The following is a 20,309-nucleotide window of genomic DNA, read 5'->3' as shown; positions in this document are numbered from 1 at the left end:
GGCGCGCTGGTGTTGACCGCGACGTTCGCCATCGGCAACGCGTTGCCGCTGCTGGCCTTCGCCCTGGCCGGGCGGCGCGTCGCCGAACGAGTGGCCGCGTTCCGGCGCCGGCAGCGCGTCATTCAGATCGCCGGCGGGATCGCGATGATCGTGCTGGCCGTGGCGCTGGTGTTCAACCTGCCGGCGATGCTGCAGCGCGCCGGGCCCGATCGACGACGTCCCGCCGGCCACCACGATCGCGGCCAGCACCGGACCCGCGCACGGCACATATAGGGCGCCCAGCGTCAGACCGAGCCCGAAACCATCTGTCCCAGAGCCGATTTGACGCTGAGGGAAATATGCGAAAGGCCGCTCGAGCAGGTGCTGCACCGGCGGGAAGATCAGCCCCAGGCCGATCAGCACCAACACCACCAGTGCGGCCCACCGGATCGCGTCCTGCGGCAGGTGCAGCGCCGTCAGTAGCGCGGAACCGATCAGCATGGCCAGGCTGAAACTGCACACCAGGCCGGCGATCACCAGGTACGGCCGCGTCGCGGACTTCACGCTGCGGGCGTCGGCGCGGCTGCTGTCCATGCCGGACAGCAGAATCACCGGAAGCACCGGCAGGATGCACGGCGAGATGCCGGTGATCAGCCCACCGAGAAACCCGATCAGGGCGATGGTCTGCACGCGCTAGTCGGAGGGGCTCGACGGGCGCCGGACGATGAGCATGGTTACACCTTTACCTGTTCTGCAGCGGCCGAGTGACCCCGCCACAAATCACGCGGCGTGCGTTATGCAAATCACACAATGTGCGTTACGCTCAGCCGGTGGCGCAACTTACATTCCAGCGCGCCCGCACAGAGGAAAAGAAGCGCCAACGTGCGGAGGCCCTCGTGGAAGCCGCGCGCTCGCTGGCAATGGAAACGGGCGTCGCGTCGGTCACCCTGACCGCGGTCGCCAGCCGCGCCGGAATCCACTACTCGGCGGTGCGCCGCTACTTCACCTCGCACAAGGAAGTCCTGCTGCACCTGTCCGCCGAGGGCTGGGTGCGCTGGTCGAATACCGTGTCGGAGAAGCTGGCCGAGCCCGGCGCGAAGTCACCCTCGCGCATCGCCGAGACGCTCGCCGAGGCGCTGGCCGACGACCCGTTGTTCTGCGACCTGCTGGCCAACCTGCACCTGCACCTCGAACACGAAGTGGACGCCGAGCGGGTCATCGAGGTCAGGCGGATCAGCACCGCGGCCACGCTGTCGCTGGCCGATTCGATCGGGAGCGCGCTGCCCGAGCTCGGGCGATCGGGCTCGCTCGACATCCTGCTCGCCGCATACTCGCTGGCGGCCACGCTGTGGCAGGTCGCGAACCCGCCGGAGCAGCTGACCGACGTCTACGCCGAGGAGCCGGAAGTGGTTCCGCCCGAATGGAATTTGGACTTCGCATCCGCCCTTACCCGCCTGCTGACGGCCACGTGCGTCGGCCTCATCTCACAATCGTCATGAACTCAGGAAGGAGGCCGGGGGGCTGTGGCTTGGCGAACTGCAACCGGTGAACGGGAAGGGCTTGGAACGCCCATGACGACGTCTGAGCCAAGGACCGAGCCGCTGATGAAGCAGGGCTCCGCCGGCAGCGAGGGCAACAAGGTCGCCCCACAACGCGCCAGGAAGAAGGGGTTGCTGGGTCGTTTCTGGCTGGTGCTCACGATCGCAGCTGTCGTCGCGCTGTCGGGATTCGTCGTGTACCGGTTGCACGGCGTCTTCGGCGTTCACCGCGGTTCGTTCGGTGGTGGCACCTCGGGCGAGGTCCTCGACGAGTTCAACGCCAAGACGATCACGCTCCAGGTCTGGGGCCCACCGGGCAGCACGGCAACCATCAACTACCTCGACGAAAACTCCCATCCGCAGCAGGCCCTCAACGTGCCCTTGCCCTGGAGCAAAGTATTGAGTTCGACGAAGCCCGGCATCCCGGCAAACCTGGTGGCGCAAGGAGACGGCAGTTGGATCGCCTGCCAGTTCGTGGTGAACAAGCACGACGGGAGCGGTGACGTCATCAAGACCCCGAACCGCTCAGATCCCAACCAAACCGTGAACGCCTTCGTCTATTGCCTGGACAAGTCCGCATGAGCGAGCCGGCCGAGGCTCCGCCGCGCGTCGACCAGCCGCTGATCCCGCCGTTCCTGCCGCGGATGATCCACCGGCTGGCCCTGCCGATCGTCCTGGTGTGGTTGGGCATCGTGTTCGTCACCAACACCGCGGCCCCGCAGCTGGAGGTCGTCGCCAAAACCCACTCGGTGTCGATGAGTCCGACCGACGCGGCCTCCTTTCAGTCGATGATGAAGGTCGGATCGACGTTCAAGGAGTTCAACTCCGACAACTCGGCCATGATCCTGCTGGAGGGCGACAAGCCACTCGGGCCCGAAGCGCACCGCTACTACGACGAGATCGTCAAGCGCGTCGAGCAAGACAAGAAACACGTTCAGCACGTCCAGGATTTCTGGAGCGATCCGCTGACGGCGGCGGGTTCCCAGAGCCACGATCAAAAGGCCGCGTACGTCCAGGTTTACCTCGCCGGCAACATGGGCGGCGGGCTGGCGAACGAGTCTGCCGCGGCCGTCCGCAAGATCGTGGACTCGGTGCCCGCGCCGCCGGGAATCAAGGCATACGTCACCGGCGCGGGTCCGCTGTTCGCTGATCAGTCCCACGCGGGTGAGAAGGGCGTAGCGAAGGTCACGCTCGTCACCTTCGCAGTGATTGTGGTGATGCTGCTGTTCGTCTACCGGTCGGTGGTCACCATGCTGATCATGCTGGTCATGGTCTTCATCGAGTTGGCAGCGGCCCGTGGTGTCGTCGCAGTCCTGGGAAACTACGGAGTCATCGGGCTATCCACCTTCGCCAACAACATGCTGGTGCTGATGGCGATCGCCGCTGGAACCGACTACGCGATCTTTGTGGTCGGCCGCTACCACGAAGCACGCGGTTTGGGCGAGACGCGCGAAAAAGCGTTCTACACCATGTTTCACAGCACCGCGCACGTCGTGCTCGGGTCGGGTCTGACCATCGCCGGCGCCATGTACTGCCTGAGCTTCTGCCGGTTGCCGTACTTCGAGTCGTTGGGTGTGCCGTGTGCCGTCGGCATGCTGGTGGCGGTTCTCGCGGCGTTGACGCTGGGCCCCGCGGTGCTGACGGTGGCTTCGTTCTTCAAGCTGATGGATCCGAAGCGCACGCTTCAGACCCGGGGCTGGCGTCGCATGGGCACCGCGGTCGTTCGCTGGCCCGCACCGGTTCTCGCGGTGACCATCGCGGTCGCGCTGGTTGGTCTGCTCGCACTGCCCGGTTACAAGACGGACTACGACAACCGCCACTTCCTACCGGCGGACACCCCGGCCAATGTCGGCTATGCCGCCGCGGACCGGCACTTCGACCAGGCTCGGCTCAATCCCGAGCTGTTGATGATCGAGACCGATCACGACCTGCGTAACCCGGCCGACTTCATCGTCCTGGACAAGGTCGCCAAGGCGGTCTTCCACATCCCCGGTATCGGCCGGGTGCAGACCATCACCCGGCCGTTGGGCACGCCGCTCGACCACAGCACCCTCGGTTTTCAGATGGGTGCACAAGCCGCGGGGCGGATCCAGACCCAGCACTATCAGGACGAGCAGGCGGCAAACCTGCTCAAGCAGGCCGACGAGCTGCACAAGACGATGGCAACGCTGCACGAGCAGATGCAGGTCACTCAGGATCTGAGCAACACCACACACGAAACCACCAGGCTCACCAAGGAAACCGTGCAGATCACCGAGAAGTTGCGCGACGACATCGCCAACTTCGACGATTTCCTCCGGCCGATCCGCAGCTACTTCTACTGGGAGAAGCACTGCTACGACATCCCGGTCTGCTGGGCACTCCGGTCGGTCTTCAATGCGCTCGACGGCATCGACCAGGTCGCTGAGAACATCGTGAACCTCAGCGCGAACCTGGACAAGCTGGATCGGATCCAGCCGAAGCTGGTGGCGCTGATACCGCCGCAGATCGAGAGCCAGCAGCGCAACCTCGACACCATCATGTCGAACTATGCGATCACGCAGGGCCTTAACGAACAGGCGAGAGCGCAGTCCGACAACGCCACCGCGCAGGGCGACGCCTTCGACAAAGCGAAGAACGACGACACGTTCTACCTTCCGCCGGAGGCGTTCAAGAGCCCGGATTTCGCGCGGGGTCTCAAGCAGTTCATCTCGCCGAACGGGCACGCCGTCCGGCTGATCATCTCCCATGAGGGCGACCCGGCGACTCCCGAAGGCATCAACCACATCGAACCGATCAAGCAGGCCGTGCACGAGGCGATCAAGGGCACCCCCTGGGAGGGCGCCAAGGTCTACCTCGGCGGCACCGCCGCGACATACAAGGACATGCACGACGGCTCCGACATCGACCTGCTGATTGCCGGAATCGCGGCGGCCACTTTGATTTTCATCATCATGCTGGTGATCACCCGAAGCGTCGTGGCGGCCGTCGTGATCGTCGGTACGGTGTTGCTGTCGCTGGGCGCCTCGTTCGGACTCTCCGTGCTCTTATGGCAGTACATCCTGGGTATGAAGTTGCACTGGATGGTGCTGGCGATGGCGGTCATCCTGCTGCTGGCGGTCGGCTCGGACTACAACCTGCTGCTGATATCCCGGTTCAAAGAGGAGATCCACGCCGGGCTCAAAACCGGGACGATCCGCGCGATGGCCGGTTCGGGCTCGGTGGTGACCTCCGCCGGTCTGGTGTTCGCCGCCACGATGGCCACGTTCATGTTCAGTCCGCTGCTGGTGATGGCCCAGGTGGGTACGACGATCGCGCTGGGTCTGCTGTTCGACACCTTGATCGTGCGCTCGTTCATGACACCGTCGCTGGCCACCTTGCTCGGGCGCTGGTTCTGGTGGCCGCAGCACGTGCGACCACGGCCGGCCAGCACCATGCTGCGGCCATATGGACCGCGTCCCGCCGTGCGCGACCTGATCCTCAACGACGTCGAGGAGCACCCGGCGGGCGGAGTGGTACAACCGCGCTGATCCTGCGCGGACGGGGGCCGGTCACGCGCAAGGCGCGACCCGACGATGTGGGGTGTCCCCTCTATAGGGGGCGGATAGCGTTGAAGCCGCGTGGCTTACGCCCAGTTCCACACCGACATGTCGCCGGGCGGGTACTGGTTGCAGATGTCGGTGGCCTTGGCCACCACGCCCTTGTTGTTCCAGAAGATCTTCATGTGGTTGGGCCAGGCCACCCACAGCGGATCGGACACGGGCGCGTAGAAGTTCTCGGAGTAGTTCCGGCGGTCCTGCGGCGACAGCGAGTAGAACCAGTGCGCCTTGTCGATCGTCGCCTGCTGAACGTTCGGGTGGTTGTTGAAGTCGATCATGTAGCGCTGGTAGTACACCGGGCTGGTGTCCCGGGATGCCGCCAAGATCTGCTCGGCGTCGCACGTCGTATTGATCATTCGGCGGGGGACCGGGAAGTCCTCCGTGGAGTCGGCTACCGCGGTCGACGGAAAAATCGCAGCGGTAATACCCAGAGCAACGAACGCGGCGCCTGCACGCAGGCCAGTACTCAGCCGAGACATAGCAATTACGGTAACACTTTTTGGCCCGCCGGGAACAGTTCCCAGGTCACTGCCAGGAATTCGCTAGCGCATCTCAGTATCAGTCGCGATCAGGGACGATGACGTGCGTTGGGTCGGGCCGCAGCTCCGGAGGGGCCTGACTGTAGTCGCCGAAGGGCCCGTCGCGGCGCTCGATCGCGGCCCGCACGCCGTCGGCCCCGGCGGTCTTGATGAAGGCCAGCGCGTCGGGAGTATTGCGCATCAGGCCGTCGAGAATGCCGCCCAGCGTCTGGGTGGACGCCAGCCCCATGTTCTCGTAGGCCTGATTGACGATCAGCTTCTGCGCCTGTAGCTGCGACAAAGGGATCTGCGCCAGTTCGGCCGCGATTTCGGCGACCCGCGCCTCCAGCCGTTCGAACGGCACCGCCTCGTTGATCAACTCGATCTCGGCGGCCTGCACGCCGGTCAGCGGTCGGCCGGTCAGCGAGTGCCACTTCGCCTTGGCCAGGCTCAGCCGGTAGAGCCACATCCCGGTCAGGTACGCCCCCCACATCCTGCTGTAGGGCGTGCCGATCACGGCGTCCTCGCTGGCGACGATGATGTCGGCGCACAGCGCGTAGTCGCTGGCCCCGCCCACGCACCAGCCGTGCACCTGCGCGATGACCGGCTTGGACGCCCGCCAGATGGCCATGAACTTCTGTGTCGGCCCGGTCTCGCGGGCGCTGACCATCGCGAAGTCCTTGCCGGGGTCCCATTTTCCGTCGGTCATCATGGCCTCACCCCACTGCTGGAAGCCGCCGCCGAAGTCGTAGCCGCCGGAGAAGGCCCGGCCCGCGCCGCGCAGCACGATGACCTTGATCGTTGGGTCGCGCTCGGCCAGGCCGATGGCGGCCTCGATCTCGTCGGGCATCGGCGGCACGATGGTGTTGAGCTGCTCCGGACGGTTCAGCGTGATGGTGGCGACCGGGCCGGACGTCCGGTACAGCAGCGTCTGGAAGTCGCTGGTTGGCATAGCTTCCTTAGGGGTCGGGCTGACGGTTCTCCGGCGAGGACGCGTAGATTCGCCCGCCGATCTTCAGATACGGCGTGGTGAGGTAGGCCGAGAACGCGATGATGGCGGAGAAGACCGCCGCCGAGAGAACCCCGTTCGGCCAGAGCTGGCCGGTTCCGAACGCAAAGCAGACGATGCCGATGATCGCGGTCGCCCAGTAGAACCGCCGGCCCGCGCGACGGTGCTTGACGAAGCGATAGCGCGCCTGTGCCGCCGAGGCCAGGATGAAGATCAATCCCGTCGCGAGCAGGGTGAGTTCGATGCGTTGCATTGCGGACACGTCGACGATCCTATGGCCGTGCGAGCATCTGCCATAGGAACGAGTACGTCAGCGCCGACTTGAACGCCACCTGCTCGTTATCCGCCGCGCCGGCGTGCCCGCCCTCGATGTTCTCGTAATAGAAGACCGGATGGCCGGCGGCCTCGAGCGCCGCGGTCATCTTGCGGGCGTGGCCCGGATGCACCCGGTCGTCGCGGGTGGAGGTGGTCATCAGCACCGGCGGGTACCGGCGTGTCGACGAAACGTTCTGGTAGGGCGAGTATTCGGAGATGAATGCCCAGTCATCGGGGTTGTCGGGGTCGCCGTATTCGGCCACCCACGAGGCGCCGGCCAGCAGCAGGTGATAGCGCTTCATGTCCAGCAGGGGCACGCTGCACACCAGCGCGCCGAACCTCTCCGGGTACTGGGTCAACATGATGCCCATCAGCAGGCCCCCGTTGCTGCCGCCCTGCGCGCCGAGCTGCTCGACCGTGGTGATGCCGCGATCCACCAAATCGGTTGCCACGGCGGCGAAGTCCTCGGCGACCTTGTGCCGGCCCTCGCGCATCGCCTGCGTGTGCCAGCCGGGGCCGTATTCGCCGCCGCCGCGAATGTTGGCCAGCACATATGTGCCGCCGCGGGCCAGCCACAGCCGGCCCAGCACGCCGCTGTAGCCCGGGGTGTTCGACGATTCGAAGCCGCCGTAGCCGTAGAGCAGGGTGGGCGCCGGACCGTCCGAAGCCCGCGGACCGCGCACCACGAAATACGGAATCGAGGTGCCGTCCTGCGACGTAACGAAATTCTGTGCCACCGAGATGTTTTCGGCATCGAAGAAGCCCGGGGCGGACTTGATCTGCTCGAGTTGCCCGTCGTCGGTTCCGCGCATCAGCCGCGAGGGCGAGTCGAAACCGCTCGAATCCAGGAAGAACTCGTCGCCGGTGTCGTCGGCGGAAACCACCACGGTGTTGGTCGCGGCCGGAATGCCGGCCACCGACTCACGCCGCCAGTCACCGGGCGTGACGATCTCGACGCGGCTGGCCACGTCGGCCAGCGAGACGATCAGCAGCCGATCCTCGGTCCACGCGTAGTGGTTGAGGGCGGTGTGCTGGTCGGGCTCGAAGATCACCTGTAATTGCGCTGTGCCGGCGAGGAATTCGTCGTAATTCGCTGCCAGCAGCGACCCGGCCGTGTAGGTGGCCTCGCCCAACGACCAGTCGCTGCGCAGCTCGATCAACAGCCACTCGCGGTGCAGGCTCACGCTGGCATCGGTGGGCGCGTCGATGCGGATGAGTTCCGTTCCGCGCAATTCGTAGACCTCTTCGTTCCAGAAGTCCAGCGCCCGGCCGATCAGCGTGCGCTCGTAGCCGGGGATCCGGCTGGCGCTCGCCACCACGTTGACGTCGGAACGCGCCCCCTCGAACACCGTCTCGGCCTCGGTGAGGGGAGTGCCGCGGCGCCAGCGCTTGACCACCCGCGGATAGCCGGAGTCGGTCAGCGAATCGGGGCCGAAGTCGGTGCCCACCAGCACGGTGTCCGGATCGGCCCAGCTGACCTGCGACTTGGCCTCCGGAAGCTGGAACCCGTCGTCGACGAATTGTCGTGTCAGCATGTCGAATTCACGCACGATGGAGGCGTCGGAGCCGCCGCGGGACAGGCTGACCAGCGCACGGGTGTATTCGGGGTAGATGACGCCGGCGCCGGCCCACACCCATTTCTCGCCGTCGGCCCGGCCCAGCTCGTCGACGTCGATCAGCACGTCCCACTCGGGGGACTCGGTGCGGTAGCTGTCCAGCGTGGTGCGCCGCCACAGTCCCCGGGGGTTGGCCGCGTCACGCCAGAAGTTGTAGAGGTGCTCGCCCCGGCGGACCACGTAGGGGATGCGGGCGTCGGTGTCGAGCACCTCGAGCGCCTCGGTGCGCATCCGTTCGAAGTTCTCATCGCGAAAACGCGCCAGCGTCGGCTCGTTACGCGCCCGCACCCAGTCCAGCGCCTCGTCGCCGGTGACGTCCTCGAGCCACAGGTACGGATCTTGGTCGTCTTCGGGGGCGGCGTGAGCGTGCGACGTCATGGAAGCCATTGTGGCGCCGGCGGTAGTGTGAGGTGAATTACACAGCCGAGTGAGGGGTGAGAGCAGATGACTGTTTTCGCACGTCCAGGTTCTGCCGGGGCATTGATGTCGTATGAATCCCGCTACCAGAACTTCATCGGCGGGCAGTGGGTCGCCCCGGTGAAGGGGCGCTACTTCGAGAACCCGACGCCGGTCACCGGCCAGACGTTCTGCGAGGTGGCCCGCTCCGATGAGGCCGACGTCGAGAAGGCGCTCGACGCCGCGCACGCGGCGGCTCCGGCGTGGGGCAAGACGGCGCCGGCCGAGCGGGCGGCGATCCTGAACAAGATCGCGGACCGCATCGAGGAGCACACCGCCGCGCTGGCGGTGGCCGAGGTCTGGGACAACGGCAAGCCGATCCGCGAGGCGCTGGCCGCCGACATTCCCTTGGCCGCCGACCACTTCCGGTACTTCGCCGGGGCGCTGCGCGCGCAGGAGGGTTCGCTGTCGCAGATCGACGAGGACACCGTGGCCTACCACTTCCACGAGCCGCTCGGCGTGGTCGGGCAGATCATCCCGTGGAACTTCCCCATCCTGATGGGCGCCTGGAAACTGGCGCCCGCGCTGGCGGCGGGCAACGCGGTGGTGCTCAAACCCGCTGAGCAGACCCCGGTTTCGATCCTCTACCTGATGTCGCTGATCGGCGATTTGTTGCCGGCCGGAGTGATCAACGTCGTCAACGGCTTCGGCGCCGAGGCCGGCAAGCCGCTGGCGTCGAACAACCGGATCGCCAAGATCGCGTTCACCGGCGAGACCACCACCGGGCGGCTGATCATGCAGTACGCGTCGCAGAACCTGATCCCGGTCACCCTGGAACTCGGGGGCAAGAGCCCCAACATCTTCTTCTCCGACGTGATGGCCAAGGCCGACGACTACCAGGACAAGGCGCTGGAGGGCTTCACCATGTTCGCCCTCAACCAGGGCGAGGTGTGCACCTGCCCGTCGCGCAGCCTGGTCCAGGCCGACATCTACGACGAGTTCCTCGAGCTGGCCGCGATCCGCACCAAGGCGGTCCGCCAGGGTGATCCGCTGGACAGCGAGACCATGCTGGGCTCGCAGGCGTCGAACGACCAGCTGGAAAAGGTGTTGTCCTACATCGAGATCGGCAAGGACGAAGGCGCCAAGGTGATCACCGGCGGCGAACGCGCCGAGCTCGGCGGCGACCTGTCCGGCGGCTTCTACATGCAGCCCACCATCTTCAGCGGCGACAACAAGATGCGGGTGTTCCAGGAGGAGATCTTCGGGCCGGTGGTGACGGTGACGTCGTTCGCCGATTACGACGACGCCATCTCGATCGCCAACGACACCCTCTACGGCCTGGGCGCCGGGGTGTGGAGCCGCGACGGCAACACCGCGTACCGGGCCGGGCGCGACATCCAGGCCGGCCGGGTGTGGGTGAACTGCTACCACGTCTATCCCGCCCACGCGGCGTTCGGCGGCTACAAACAGTCCGGCATCGGCCGGGAGAACCACAAGATGATGCTCGACCACTACCAGCAGACCAAGAACATGCTGGTGTCCTACTCCGAGAAGGCGCAAGGGTTCTTCTGATGGTCCCGCGCGCCGGCGACGATGCAGAGCGCAGCGATGCGGAGGAGCGGCGCCACGATGTCGTCGGGGTGGTCATCACCGCCCCGGCCGCCGAGGTGCTGACGCGGCTGCAGGCCACCCACGGCCCGGTGATGTTCCACCAGTCCGGCGGCTGCTGTGACGGCTCGTCGCCGATGTGTTACCCGCTGGGCGACTTCCTGGTGGGTGACCGCGACGTGTTGCTCGGCGTGCTCGACGTCGGGACGGACGGCGTGCCGGTGTGGATTTCGGGCCCGCAGTACACGGCTCACTATCGCGACAAGCACACCCAACTGGTCATCGACGTGGTGCCGGGCCGCGGCGGCGGGTTCAGCCTGGAGGCGCCCGACGGGGTCCGGTTCCTGTCTCGCGGCCGTGTCTTCACCGACGAAGAGCAGGCGTCACTGGCCACCGCGGCGGTGATCACCGGTGCCGACTACGAACGCGGTGAACGTCCCGGGGCTAGGGGAGCGGTGGTGGCTGACGCGGCCTCGGCGACATGCCCCCCGCGCCGGTAACCGCAGTACAGTCGGGGAAGTGATCCCTCTTCCGCGCCCCTGGCTGTTGGCCAGCGCCATGCTGATCGGCAGTGCGGTTGGACTTTTGGCGGGTGTGGCGTGCACCCTGGCCGTCCACACCGGTGTCCGCCCGGGCATCGCGATCGCGTCGGTGGTCGGCACCCTCAGCGTCGTAGGGCTGACGATGATCCTGTTTTCCGGACGCCGCTGGGTCACCATGGTGGGCGCGTTCGTGCTGTCGGTGGGGCCGGGCTGGTTCGGCGTGTTGGTCGCGTTGCGGGTGACCGCCGGTGCCTGACGACAAGGATGCCTCGAACCCGGGCACCGAGGCATTCGTGCCGGACTTCTCCGATGACGAGGACGACGCCGAGCACACCGGCACCCAGTCGTGGGTCCCCGATTTCGATGACGACACCGGCGAGCACCCCGCCGTAAACGGTGCGGCCACCGTCGAAGACACGGAGGCGACGCCCACTCCCGATGCGGGCGAGCCGGAACCGGCCGAACCCGTCGGCCCGGTGCAACCGGTCAACGTGCCCGGCCGGTACCTCTACCTCAAGTGGTGGAAGCTGGCCCTGGTGCTGCTCGGCGTCTGGGCCGCGGCGGCCGTGATCGGGCTGGGGCTGTTCTATTGGTGGTACCACTCGGTCGACAAGACCGCGGCGCTGTTCGTGGTCCTGGTCTATGTGGTGGTGTGCATCGTCGGCGGGGTGATGCTGGCGATGGCCCAGGGCCGGCCGCTGATCTCGGCGCTCTCGGTGGCGATGATGTCCGGGCCGTTCGCCGCGCTGGTCGCCACGGCGCCGCTGTACGGCTATTACCACTGCGAGCGGGTGGGCCACTGCCTCGTCGGGCTCATTCCGTATTGACGCCTCGCCCGGGCGGCCACCGAGGGCAGTGGCCAACTAGGGTGGGCTGGTGACTTCTCACTATGACGTCGTCGTCCTCGGGGCCGGTCCCGGCGGATATGTCGCAGCCATTCGCGCCGCCCAGCTGGGCCTGAACACCGCGGTCGTCGAACCGAAGTACTGGGGCGGGGTCTGCCTCAACGTCGGCTGCATCCCGTCCAAGGCGCTGCTGCGCAACGCCGAACTCGCCCACATTTTCACCAAAGAGGCCAAGGCGTTTGGCATCAGCGGCGAGGCGACGTTCGACTACGGGGTCGCGTTCGACCGCAGCCGCAAGGTGGCCGAGGGTCGCGTCGCCGGCGTGCACTTCCTGATGAAGAAGAACAAGATCACCGAAATCCATGGCTACGGCCGGTTTACCGACGCCAACACGATCTCGGTTGATCTCAACGAGGGCGGCACCGAGACCGTCACCTTCGACAACGCCATCATCGCCACCGGCAGCAGCACCCGCTTGGTCCCCGGCACGTCGCTGTCGGCCAACGTGGTCACCTACGAAGAGCTGATCCTGTCCCGGGAGTTGCCGGAATCGATCATCATCGCCGGCTGCGGAGCGATCGGTATGGAGTTCGGCTATGTGCTGAAGAACTACGGCGTGGACGTGACCGTCGTCGAGTTCTTGCCGCGCGCGCTGCCCAACGAGGACGCCGAGGTCTCCAAGGAGATCGAGAGGCAGTTCAAGAAGCTGGGCGTCAAGATCCTCACCGGAACGAAAGTCGAGTCCATTTCCGACAACGGTTCCGAGGTGACCGTCGCCGTCAGCAAGGACGGCAATCCCGAGGAACTCAAGGCCGCGAAGGTGTTGCAGGCCATCGGTTTTGCGCCCAACGTCGAGGGCTTCGGCCTGGAGGCGGCCGGCGTCGCGCTGACCGACCGCAAGGCCATCGGCATCACCGACTACATGCGCACCAACATCGAGCACATCTACGCCATCGGCGACGTCACCGGCAAGCTGCAGCTGGCCCACGTGGCCGAGGCCCAGGGCGTGGTGGCCGCCGAAACCATCGCCGGCGCAGAGACTTTGGCGCTCGGTGATTACCGGATGATGCCGCGCGCCACGTTCTGTCAGCCCAACGTCGCCAGCTTCGGTCTCACCGAGGAGCAGGCCCGCGACGAAGGACACGACGTCGTGGTGGCCAAGTTCCCGTTCACCGCGAACGGGAAGGCCCACGGTGTGGGCGACCCCAGCGGGTTCGTCAAGCTGATCGCCGACGCCAAATACGGTGAGCTGCTGGGCGGTCACCTGGTCGGCCACGACGTCTCCGAGCTGCTTCCGGAGCTGACGCTGGCCCAGAAGTGGGACCTGACCGCCACCGAGCTGGCCCGCAACGTGCACACCCACCCGACCATGTCCGAGGCGCTGCAGGAATGCTTCCACGGCCTGACCGGCCACATGATCAACTTCTGAGACAAGAGATGATGCGCACCGTCACCCCCCAGGCCATCGCGGGTGTCGTCGGTGGCCTGGCGACGGGTTACGTCCTGTGGTTGCTGGCTATTTCGAACGGCGACAACGCGACGGCCGGCCAGTGGGCCCCGCTGGTGCTGCTGGTGTCGGTGGTGCTGGGGATCGGCGCCGCGCTGTGGGGCCTGCGGCAGCGCCGGCGCGGCAAGCGGGCGTGGGCGGTGTTCGCCTTCGCGCTTCCGGTGCTTCCGGTGATCCTGACGCTGGCCGTCCTCGCCGACGTCTACGTGTAGCTAGCGCGGATGGTCCAGCGGGATGTCGAGCGCGGACATTGTCGCGGCGAGACCGTCGTATTGGCTTGCGAGTAAACAGAATTCGATCAGCTGCCGCCGATCCAGGTGGGTTGCCAGCTGCCGCCAGGTGTCGGCGCTGACGGTCCGGTCTTTGACGAACTCGTCGGTGGCCGCCAGCAGCGCCTGCTGGCGCACGGTCAAACGAGCATCGACCGGGTCCAGCTTCTCGGGCCACGCGAAGATGGCGGCCTGCAGGTCCGCGTCCAGCCCGGCCGCCCGCGCCATCCGGCGGTGATGCTGCAGCTCGTATTCGCACCCGCGCAGATGCGCGACCCGCAGGATCACCAGTTCGGTGTCGATGGTGGGAAGCTTCCCGCGCAGCAGTCGGCCCCCGTACGCCAGCCACGTCCAGAACAGCAACCGGCGCTGACCCAGCGTGGTGAACAGATGCATCTCCGGGGCGGCCACAGTGCGCGCACCCAGCTTTGCGATCACCCAATTGATCGGTCCCAGTTCGCGAAACCGCCCCGGCGGGATGCGTCCCTCCAGCGCGCCGGTCACGGTTGGGTCACCAGGTAGGGAGACACCGTGCTGCGGTGCTCGTCGAGATCGAGTGCGCGTCCGAGCGCCGGGAAGGCGCGCTGCGGGCAATTGTCGCGTTCGCAGACCCGGCAGCCCGCGCCGATCGGTGTGGCCACTGTCCCTGGTTCCCCCGAAACGTCGAGTCCTTCGGAGTAGACGAGCCGGTGCGCGTGGCGAAGCTCGCAGCCCAACCCGATCGCGAAGGTTTTACCCGGCTGACCATACCGGGCCGCGCGACGTTCCACGGTGCGGGCCACCCACATGTAGTTGCGCCCGTCGGGCATTTGGGCGATCTGCACCAGGATCTTGCCCGGATTGGCGAACGTCTCGTACACGTTCCACAGCGGGCAGGTGCCTCCGCTGGAGGAGAAGTGAAAGCCGGTGGCGGACTGACGCTTTGACATGTTCCCGGCCCGGTCCACCCGGACGAACGAGAACGGCACGCCGCGCATCGACGGGCGCTGCAACGTCGAAAGGCGGTGCGCGATGGTCTCGTAACTGATCGAGTAGAACGACGACAGTCGCTCGACGTCGTAGCGGAAATTCTCCGCGACGTCGTGAAACTGGCGGTAGGGGAGCACGGCGGCCGCGGCGAAGTAGTTGGCCAGCCCGAGCCGGGCCAGCGTGTGCGACTCTTCGCTGGTGAACTTGCCCTCCTCGACCAAAGTGTCGATCAGATCGCCGAACTCGAGGTACGCCAGTTCGGCGGCCATCTTGAAAACCTGCTGCCCCAACGACAGGTGATTGCTGAATTCCAGCGTCTTGGTCGTGGGGTCGTAGCGGTGCAGCACGGTGTCACCCAGGTCGATCCGGCGGTTGATGTGCACCCCGTGCACCTCGGTGAGCCGGCGGGTGAGCTCGCGCGCCAGGTCGCCGTGGTGCAACCGCATCTTGATGGTGAGGTCCTCGGCGGCGGTGTCCAGCTCGTGTAGGTAGTTCTGCCGTTGATAAAAGTAGTCGCGCACTTCCTCGTGCGGCATGGTGATGGAACCGCTGCCGCTGCCGTCGGAGTAGCGCTCCTCGGTGGCGGCCGCGAGCTGCGCCGTGGTGATCCGGTAGCGCCGGTGCAGGTTGACCACCGCGCGGGCCAGCTCGGGATGGGCGCCGACCATCTCGGCGACCTCCGTCGGGTCGACGTCGATGTCCAGATCGCGGTCCATGGTGACCTCGCGCAACTCGGCCACCAGCCGGGTGTCGTCCTGCGAGGAGAAGAAGGTCGCATCCACTCCGAACACCTCGGTGATGCGCAGCAGCACGGCCACCGTCAGCGGGCGGACGTCGTGCTCGATCTGGTTGAGGTAGCTCGGCGAGATCTCCAGCATCTGGGCCAGCGCGGCCTGGGAGAATCCGCGTTCGTTGCGCAGCTGGCGAACGCGGGAGCCGACGAACGTCTTGGACACTTCACCGAGGTTACCGGCGATGTGAAGATCTGGTTCGCAGACTTGGCATCACAGTTGATCGGGGCGAAATTGGTATTCGACGCACCTCGTTGGCACAATTCCACCGGGGCCTCAGGCCTTAGCCCGGGGTGACCACGAGGAGGAATCGGGGAGCGACGCCGTGAGCCTGGACAAACAACTGATGCCGGTGCCCGACGGTCACCCTGACGTTTTCGATCGCCAGTGGCCGTTGCGGGTCGGCGACATCGACCGCACGGGCCGGTTGCGGCTGGACGCGTCGGCGCGCCACATCCAGGACATCGGCCAGGACCAGCTGCGCGAGATGGGCTTCGAGGAGACCCACCCGCTGTGGATCGTCCGGCGCACCATGCTCGACCTGATCCGGCCGATTGAGTTCAACGACATGCTGCGCCTGCGCAGATGGTGTTCGGGCACCTCGAACCGCTGGTGTGAGATGCGGGTTCGCATCGATGGGAAGCGCGGCGAGGGGCTGATCGAGTCCGAGGCCTTCTGGATCAACATCAACCGCGAGACCCAGATGCCCTCGCGCATCGCCGACGACTTCCTGGCCGGCCTGCACAAGACGACCTCCGTGGACCGGCTGCGCTGGAAGTCCTACCTGAAGCCGGCCAGCCGCGACGACGCGGTCGAGATCCACGAGTTTCCGGTCCGGGTCACCGACATCGACCTGTTCGACCACATGAACAACTCCGTGTACTGGAGCGTGATCGAGGATTACCTGGCGTCGCACCCGGAACTGATGCACCCGCCGCTGCGCATCACGATCGAGCACGAGGCGCCGGTGGCGCTGGGCGACAAGCTGGAGATCATCTCGCACGTCCACCCGCCCGGATCCACCGAGCAATTCGGTCCCGAGCTGGCCGATCGCACTGTTACAACGCTCACATACGCCGTCGGCGACGAGGCGAAAGCCGTCGCCGCGATCTTTGCTCGCTAAACCGGACAAGCGTCCCGTTAACCGCCGTTGACCTGCGCGTTCTTGTTACCGGCGGGTAGCTTCTGAAACGGTTAAGTGAGTTAGCAACTTAGCAAGCTTCGCAAATTCACGCGTTCCCGTTGCTTAAATTGGCAACTGAAACGGGTGGACCGGCCCCTACGAGCTGTGTCATCTTCGAGTTAGCACACCAGTGAAGTTGAGCCGCTAGCTACCGCCGGTGAGGCGTCCAGCAACTCAGTAGTGAAGATCGTGAAGGAGCATGCCCAATGTCTGTCGTTGGCACCCCCAAGAGCGCCGAACAGATCCAGAAGGACTGGGACACCAACCCGCGTTGGAAGGATGTCACCCGGACCTACACCGCCAAGGACGTCGTCGCCCTGCAGGGCACCGTCGTCGAGGAGGCCACCCTGGCCCGTCGCGGCGCCGAGGTGCTGTGGGAGCAGCTCCACGACCTGGAGTACATCAACGCGCTGGGCGCCCTGACCGGCAACATGGCCGTGCAGCAGGTGCGCGCCGGCCTGAAGGCCATCTACCTGTCCGGTTGGCAGGTCGCCGGTGACGCGAACCTGTCCGGCCACACCTACCCCGACCAGAGCCTGTACCCGGCCAACTCGGTGCCGCAGGTGGTGCGCCGCATCAACAACGCGCTGCTGCGCGCCGACGAGATCGCCGCGGTCGAGGGTGACACCTCGGTGAAGAACTGGCTGGCGCCGATCGTCGCCGACGGTGAGGCCGGTTTCGGTGGGGCGCTCAACGTCTACGAGCTGCAGAAGGCCATGATCGCCGCCGGTGTGGCGGGGTCGCACTGGGAGGACCAGCTGGCCTCGGAGAAGAAGTGTGGCCACCTGGGTGGCAAGGTGCTGATCCCGACCCAGCAGCACATCCGCACCCTGACCTCGGCCCGCCTCGCCGCCGACGTGTGCGACGTTCCGACCGTCGTCATCGCCCGGACCGACGCCGAGGCCGCCACGCTGATCACCTCCGACGTCGACGAGCGCGACCAGCCGTTCATCACCGGTGAGCGCACCAAGGAGGGCTTCTACCGGGTCCGCAACGGCCTCGAGCCCTGCATCGCCCGGGCGAAGGCCTACGCACCGTTCTCCGACCTGATCTGGATGGAGACCGGTACCCCGGACCTCGAGCTCGCCGCCAAGTTCGCCGAGGGCGTCAAGTCCGAGTTCCCGGACCAGATGCTGGCCTACAACTGCTCGCCGTCGTTCAACTGGCGCAAGCACCTGGACGACTCCACCATCGCGAAGTTCCAAAAGGAGCTCGCGGCAATGGGATTCAAGTTCCAGTTCATCACGCTGGCCGGCTTCCACGCCCTGAACTACTCGATGTTCGATCTGGCCTACGGCTACGCCCGCAACCAGATGAGCGCCTACGTCGAGCTGCAGGAGCGCGAGTTCGCCGCGGAGGAGCGTGGCTACACCGCCACCAAGCACCAGCGCGAGGTGGGTGCCGGTTACTTCGACCGCATCGCCACCACGGTGGACCCGACCTCGTCGACCACCGCGCTGACCGGCTCCACCGAAGAGGGCCAGTTTCACTGAGGACGAGCGGGCTTTGGCCCGCGAGGACGAGGTGAAACCGAAGGCGCGAGTCACTGAGGACGAGCGGGCTTTGGCCCGCGAGGACGAGGTGAAACCGAAGGCTCGAGTCACTGAGCCCGCGGCGCAAGCCGCGCCTTGAAAATGAGATGAAGTAGCGTAGGCCCCGCCCAGCTAAGCCTGGGCGGGGCCTATTGCGGTGCAAGACGATACGACACCGGAGAGAAATCAGTGAGTGACGCAACGATCCAGCGGGTAGGAGTTGTCGGGGCCGGCCAGATGGGGTCCGGCATCGCCGAGGTCTCGGTCCGCGCCGGGGTCGACGTGACCGTGTTCGAGACCACCGAGGCCCTCATCACGGCCGGACGCAACCGCATCGTGAAGTCGCTGGAGCGCGGCGTCAGCGCCGGCAAGGTGACCGAGCGGGAACGCGACCGGGCACTGAGCAAGCTCACCTTCACCACCGACCTGAAGGACCTCGCCGACCGCCAACTGGTCATCGAGGCGATCATCGAAGACGACGCCGTCAAGGCGCAGGTCTTCGCCGAACTCGACCGGGTCATCACGGACCCCGACGCGGTTCTCGCGTCCAACACCTCCAGCATCCCGATCATGAAGATCGCCGCGGCCACCAAGAACCCGCAACGCGTGCTGGGGCTGCACTTCTTCAACCCCGTACCGGTGCTGCCGCTGGTCGAGCTGGTCAGCACCCTGGTCACCGACGACGCCGCCGCCGCGCGCACCGAGGAATTCGCGAGCGCGGTGCTGGGCAAGCAGGTCGTGCGCTGCTCCGACCGATCCGGCTTCGTGGTGAACGCGCTGCTGGTGCCGTACCTGCTATCGGCGATCCGCATGGTGGAAGCCGGGTTCGCCACGGTCGAAGACGTCGACAAGGCCGTGGTGGCCGGGTTGTCGCACCCGATGGGTCCGCTGCGGCTGTCCGACCTGGTCGGTCTGGACACCTTGAAGCTGATCGCGGACAAGATGTTCGAGGAGTTCAAGGAACCGCAGTACGGCCCGCCGCCGCTGCTGCTGCGCATGGTGGAGGCCGGCCGGCTCGGCAAGAAGACGGGCCAGGGCTTTTATACCTACTGAGTAACAACTGATGACGCACCAGTGCCGGGATGGCCGCCTGCGACGGATCGGTTAGTATGCTCGCGTTAAATAGGACGAAAGGTTAGTACCGAGCATGACGGGATTGGAACCCTATTACGAGGAGTCGCAGTCCATCTACGACGTCTCGGATGAATTCTTTGCGCTATTTCTAGACGACACCATGGGCTACACGTGCGCTTATTTCGAGCGCGACGACATGACGCTCGAAGAAGCCCAGATCGCGAAGTTCGACCTGGCGCTGGGCAAGCTGAACCTCGAGCCCGGGATGACGCTGCTGGACATCGGCTGCGGCTGGGGCGGTGCCCTGAAGCGCGCTGTCGAGAAGTACGACGTCAACGTCATCGGAATTACCCTGAGCCGCAACCAGTTCGAGTACAGCAAGAAGAAGCTCGCCGGATTGCCGACGGACCGCAACATCGAGGTGCGCCTGCAGGGCTGGGAAGAGTTCGAAGACAAGGTCGACCGGATCGTCTCCATCGGCGCCTTCGAGGCATTCAAGATGGAGCGCTATTCCGCATTTTTCGAACGCGCCTACGAGATTCTTCCCGATGACGGCCGGATGCTTTTGCACACGATTTTGGCGTATTCGCAGAAGCAGCAGCATGAGCGTGGCGTTACGATCACGATGAGCGATTTGCGATTCATGCGATTCATCGGTCAGGAAATCTTCCCGGGCGGCCAGCTACCGGCGCAGGAAGACATCTTCAAGTTCGGTGAGGCGGCCGGCTTCTCGATCGAGCGGGTGCAACTGCTGCAGAAGCACTACGAGCGGACCCTGAACATTTGGGCGGCCAACCTGGAAGCCAACAAGGAGCAGGCGATCGCGATTCAGTCCCAAGAGGTCTACGACCGTTACATGAAGTACCTCACCGGTTGCGCGAAGCTGTTCCGCGACGGCTACACCGACGTCAATCAATTCACGCTGGAGAAGTAACCGGCTCGCTTTTGGCCTACTTCACCATCGTGAATTGCCCCACATTGCTGATGCCCTTGCGGAAGAAGTTCTCGCACCCCGTCAGATAGTGCATGTAACGGTCGTA

General features: G+C 65.7%; 20 protein-coding genes and 1 pseudogene. 13 read left to right on the top strand and 8 right to left on the bottom strand.

Translation table 11 applies throughout. The features are described from left to right. A partial coding sequence (locus A5708_RS06005) for a cytochrome c biogenesis CcdA family protein (protein ID WP_231117825.1) occupies positions 1-669 on the bottom strand: 669 nt, incomplete at its 3' end. 122 nt (positions 670-791) lie between these two features. Between A5708_RS06005 and A5708_RS06000 the strand changes: the two genes are divergently transcribed. The 3 genes from A5708_RS06000 to A5708_RS05990 all read left to right on the top strand — a co-directional run bounded on the left by A5708_RS06000 (position 792) and on the right by A5708_RS05990 (position 5,026). Further along, a complete protein-coding gene (locus tag A5708_RS06000; protein ID WP_155765907.1) occupies positions 792-1,478 on the top strand; it encodes a TetR family transcriptional regulator in 687 nt (228 codons plus the stop codon). Positions 1,479-1,550: 72 nt separating this feature from the next. Beyond that, positions 1,551-2,099, top strand: coding sequence for an MmpS family transport accessory protein (locus A5708_RS05995; protein ID WP_065027740.1), 549 nt, complete (start codon positions 1,551-1,553; stop codon positions 2,097-2,099). Beyond that, positions 2,096-5,026, top strand: coding sequence for an RND family transporter (locus A5708_RS05990; protein ID WP_065027739.1), 2,931 nt, complete (start codon positions 2,096-2,098; stop codon positions 5,024-5,026). The genes A5708_RS05995 and A5708_RS05990 overlap by 4 nt, the downstream gene beginning before the upstream one ends. A 95-nt stretch (positions 5,027-5,121) precedes the next feature. Here the strand turns inward: A5708_RS05990 and A5708_RS05985 are convergent, their stop codons facing one another. The 4 genes from A5708_RS05985 to A5708_RS05970 form a co-directional block, all read right to left on the bottom strand. Continuing rightward, the gene (locus A5708_RS05985; protein WP_065027738.1) at positions 5,122-5,574 is read right to left on the bottom strand and encodes a DUF5078 domain-containing protein; all 453 of its coding nucleotides are present in this window, start codon (positions 5,572-5,574) and stop codon (positions 5,122-5,124) included. Positions 5,575-5,653: 79 nt separating this feature from the next. Beyond that, a complete protein-coding gene (locus tag A5708_RS05980) occupies positions 5,654-6,565 on the bottom strand; it encodes a crotonase/enoyl-CoA hydratase family protein (protein WP_065027737.1) in 912 nt (303 codons plus the stop codon). 7 nt (positions 6,566-6,572) lie between these two features. Beyond that, positions 6,573-6,875 (bottom strand): hypothetical protein, encoded by a 303-nt coding sequence (locus A5708_RS05975; RefSeq protein WP_196772545.1) that lies wholly within the window; start codon positions 6,873-6,875, stop codon positions 6,573-6,575. A 19-nt stretch (positions 6,876-6,894) separates the two neighbouring features. Beyond that, a complete protein-coding gene (locus A5708_RS05970) occupies positions 6,895-8,931 on the bottom strand; it encodes a prolyl oligopeptidase family serine peptidase (protein ID WP_081292835.1) in 2,037 nt (678 codons plus the stop codon). A 66-nt stretch (positions 8,932-8,997) separates the two neighbouring features. Here A5708_RS05970 and A5708_RS05965 point away from each other — a divergent pair, with 66 nt between their 5' ends. The 6 genes from A5708_RS05965 to A5708_RS05940 all read left to right on the top strand — a co-directional run bounded on the left by A5708_RS05965 (position 8,998) and on the right by A5708_RS05940 (position 13,663). Then, complete coding sequence (locus A5708_RS05965; RefSeq protein WP_065027734.1) at positions 8,998-10,521, top strand: aldehyde dehydrogenase family protein; 1,524 nt, start codon at positions 8,998-9,000, stop codon at positions 10,519-10,521. A gap of 68 nt (positions 10,522-10,589) precedes the next feature. Continuing rightward, positions 10,590-11,057: a DUF779 domain-containing protein gene (locus A5708_RS05960; protein ID WP_065027742.1), complete on the top strand. Its 468-nt coding sequence runs from the start codon at positions 10,590-10,592 to the stop codon at positions 11,055-11,057. A 19-nt stretch (positions 11,058-11,076) separates the two neighbouring features. After that, entirely contained in the window at positions 11,077-11,355 is a 279-nt protein-coding gene (locus A5708_RS05955) for a putative holin (RefSeq protein ID WP_196772544.1), read from the top strand. Next, a complete protein-coding gene (locus tag A5708_RS05950; RefSeq protein ID WP_065027732.1) occupies positions 11,348-11,926 on the top strand; it encodes a hypothetical protein in 579 nt (192 codons plus the stop codon). The genes A5708_RS05955 and A5708_RS05950 overlap by 8 nt, the downstream gene beginning before the upstream one ends. Positions 11,927-11,975: 49 nt before the next feature. Then, positions 11,976-13,373 carry a dihydrolipoyl dehydrogenase gene (gene lpdA, locus A5708_RS05945; RefSeq protein ID WP_065027731.1) on the top strand — a complete coding sequence of 466 codons (1,398 nt, stop codon included), beginning with the start codon at positions 11,976-11,978 and terminating at the stop codon, positions 13,371-13,373. A gap of 8 nt (positions 13,374-13,381) precedes the next feature. Further along, the gene (locus A5708_RS05940) at positions 13,382-13,663 is read left to right on the top strand and encodes a hypothetical protein (RefSeq protein WP_065027730.1); all 282 of its coding nucleotides are present in this window, start codon (positions 13,382-13,384) and stop codon (positions 13,661-13,663) included. On the opposite strand, the gene A5708_RS05935 is transcribed toward A5708_RS05940, so the two are convergent. Together A5708_RS05935 and ramB are read right to left on the bottom strand one after the other, a co-directional pair. After that, the gene (locus tag A5708_RS05935) at positions 13,664-14,224 is read right to left on the bottom strand and encodes a carboxymuconolactone decarboxylase family protein (RefSeq protein ID WP_065027729.1); all 561 of its coding nucleotides are present in this window, start codon (positions 14,222-14,224) and stop codon (positions 13,664-13,666) included. Further along, positions 14,221-15,645 carry an acetate metabolism transcriptional regulator RamB gene (ramB, locus tag A5708_RS05930; RefSeq protein WP_065027728.1) on the bottom strand — a complete coding sequence of 475 codons (1,425 nt, stop codon included), beginning with the start codon at positions 15,643-15,645 and terminating at the stop codon, positions 14,221-14,223. Before ramB ends, A5708_RS05935 begins: the two co-directional genes overlap by 4 nt. A 160-nt stretch (positions 15,646-15,805) precedes the next feature. Between ramB and A5708_RS05925 the strand changes: the two genes are divergently transcribed. The 4 genes from A5708_RS05925 (at position 15,806) to A5708_RS05910 (ending at position 20,203) form a co-directional block, all read left to right on the top strand. Next, complete coding sequence (locus tag A5708_RS05925; RefSeq protein ID WP_065027727.1) at positions 15,806-16,603, top strand: acyl-[acyl-carrier-protein] thioesterase; 798 nt, start codon at positions 15,806-15,808, stop codon at positions 16,601-16,603. Between the two features lie 266 nt (positions 16,604-16,869). Next, positions 16,870-18,156: an isocitrate lyase gene (aceA, locus tag A5708_RS05920; protein WP_065027726.1), complete on the top strand. Its 1,287-nt coding sequence runs from the start codon at positions 16,870-16,872 to the stop codon at positions 18,154-18,156. A 228-nt stretch (positions 18,157-18,384) separates the two neighbouring features. Then, positions 18,385-19,248: a 3-hydroxybutyryl-CoA dehydrogenase gene (locus A5708_RS05915; RefSeq protein ID WP_064884002.1), complete on the top strand. Its 864-nt coding sequence runs from the start codon at positions 18,385-18,387 to the stop codon at positions 19,246-19,248. Between the two features lie 94 nt (positions 19,249-19,342). Further along, positions 19,343-20,203 (top strand): cyclopropane mycolic acid synthase family methyltransferase, encoded by an 861-nt coding sequence (locus tag A5708_RS05910; RefSeq protein ID WP_065027725.1) that lies wholly within the window; start codon positions 19,343-19,345, stop codon positions 20,201-20,203. Between the two features lie 16 nt (positions 20,204-20,219). On the opposite strand, the pseudogene A5708_RS26670 reads toward A5708_RS05910, so the two are convergent. Beyond that, a pseudogene (locus tag A5708_RS26670) lies at positions 20,220-20,309 on the bottom strand (class I SAM-dependent methyltransferase); the annotation flags it as partial.

Origin of the sequence: Mycobacterium colombiense (assembly GCF_001672755.1) — a bacterium.
GTDB classification, from domain to species: Bacteria; Actinomycetota; Actinomycetes; order Mycobacteriales; family Mycobacteriaceae; genus Mycobacterium; species Mycobacterium colombiense_C.
The sequence above is the reverse complement of the archived record's forward strand: the minus strand, read 5'-3'. Positions and strand labels throughout refer to the sequence as shown.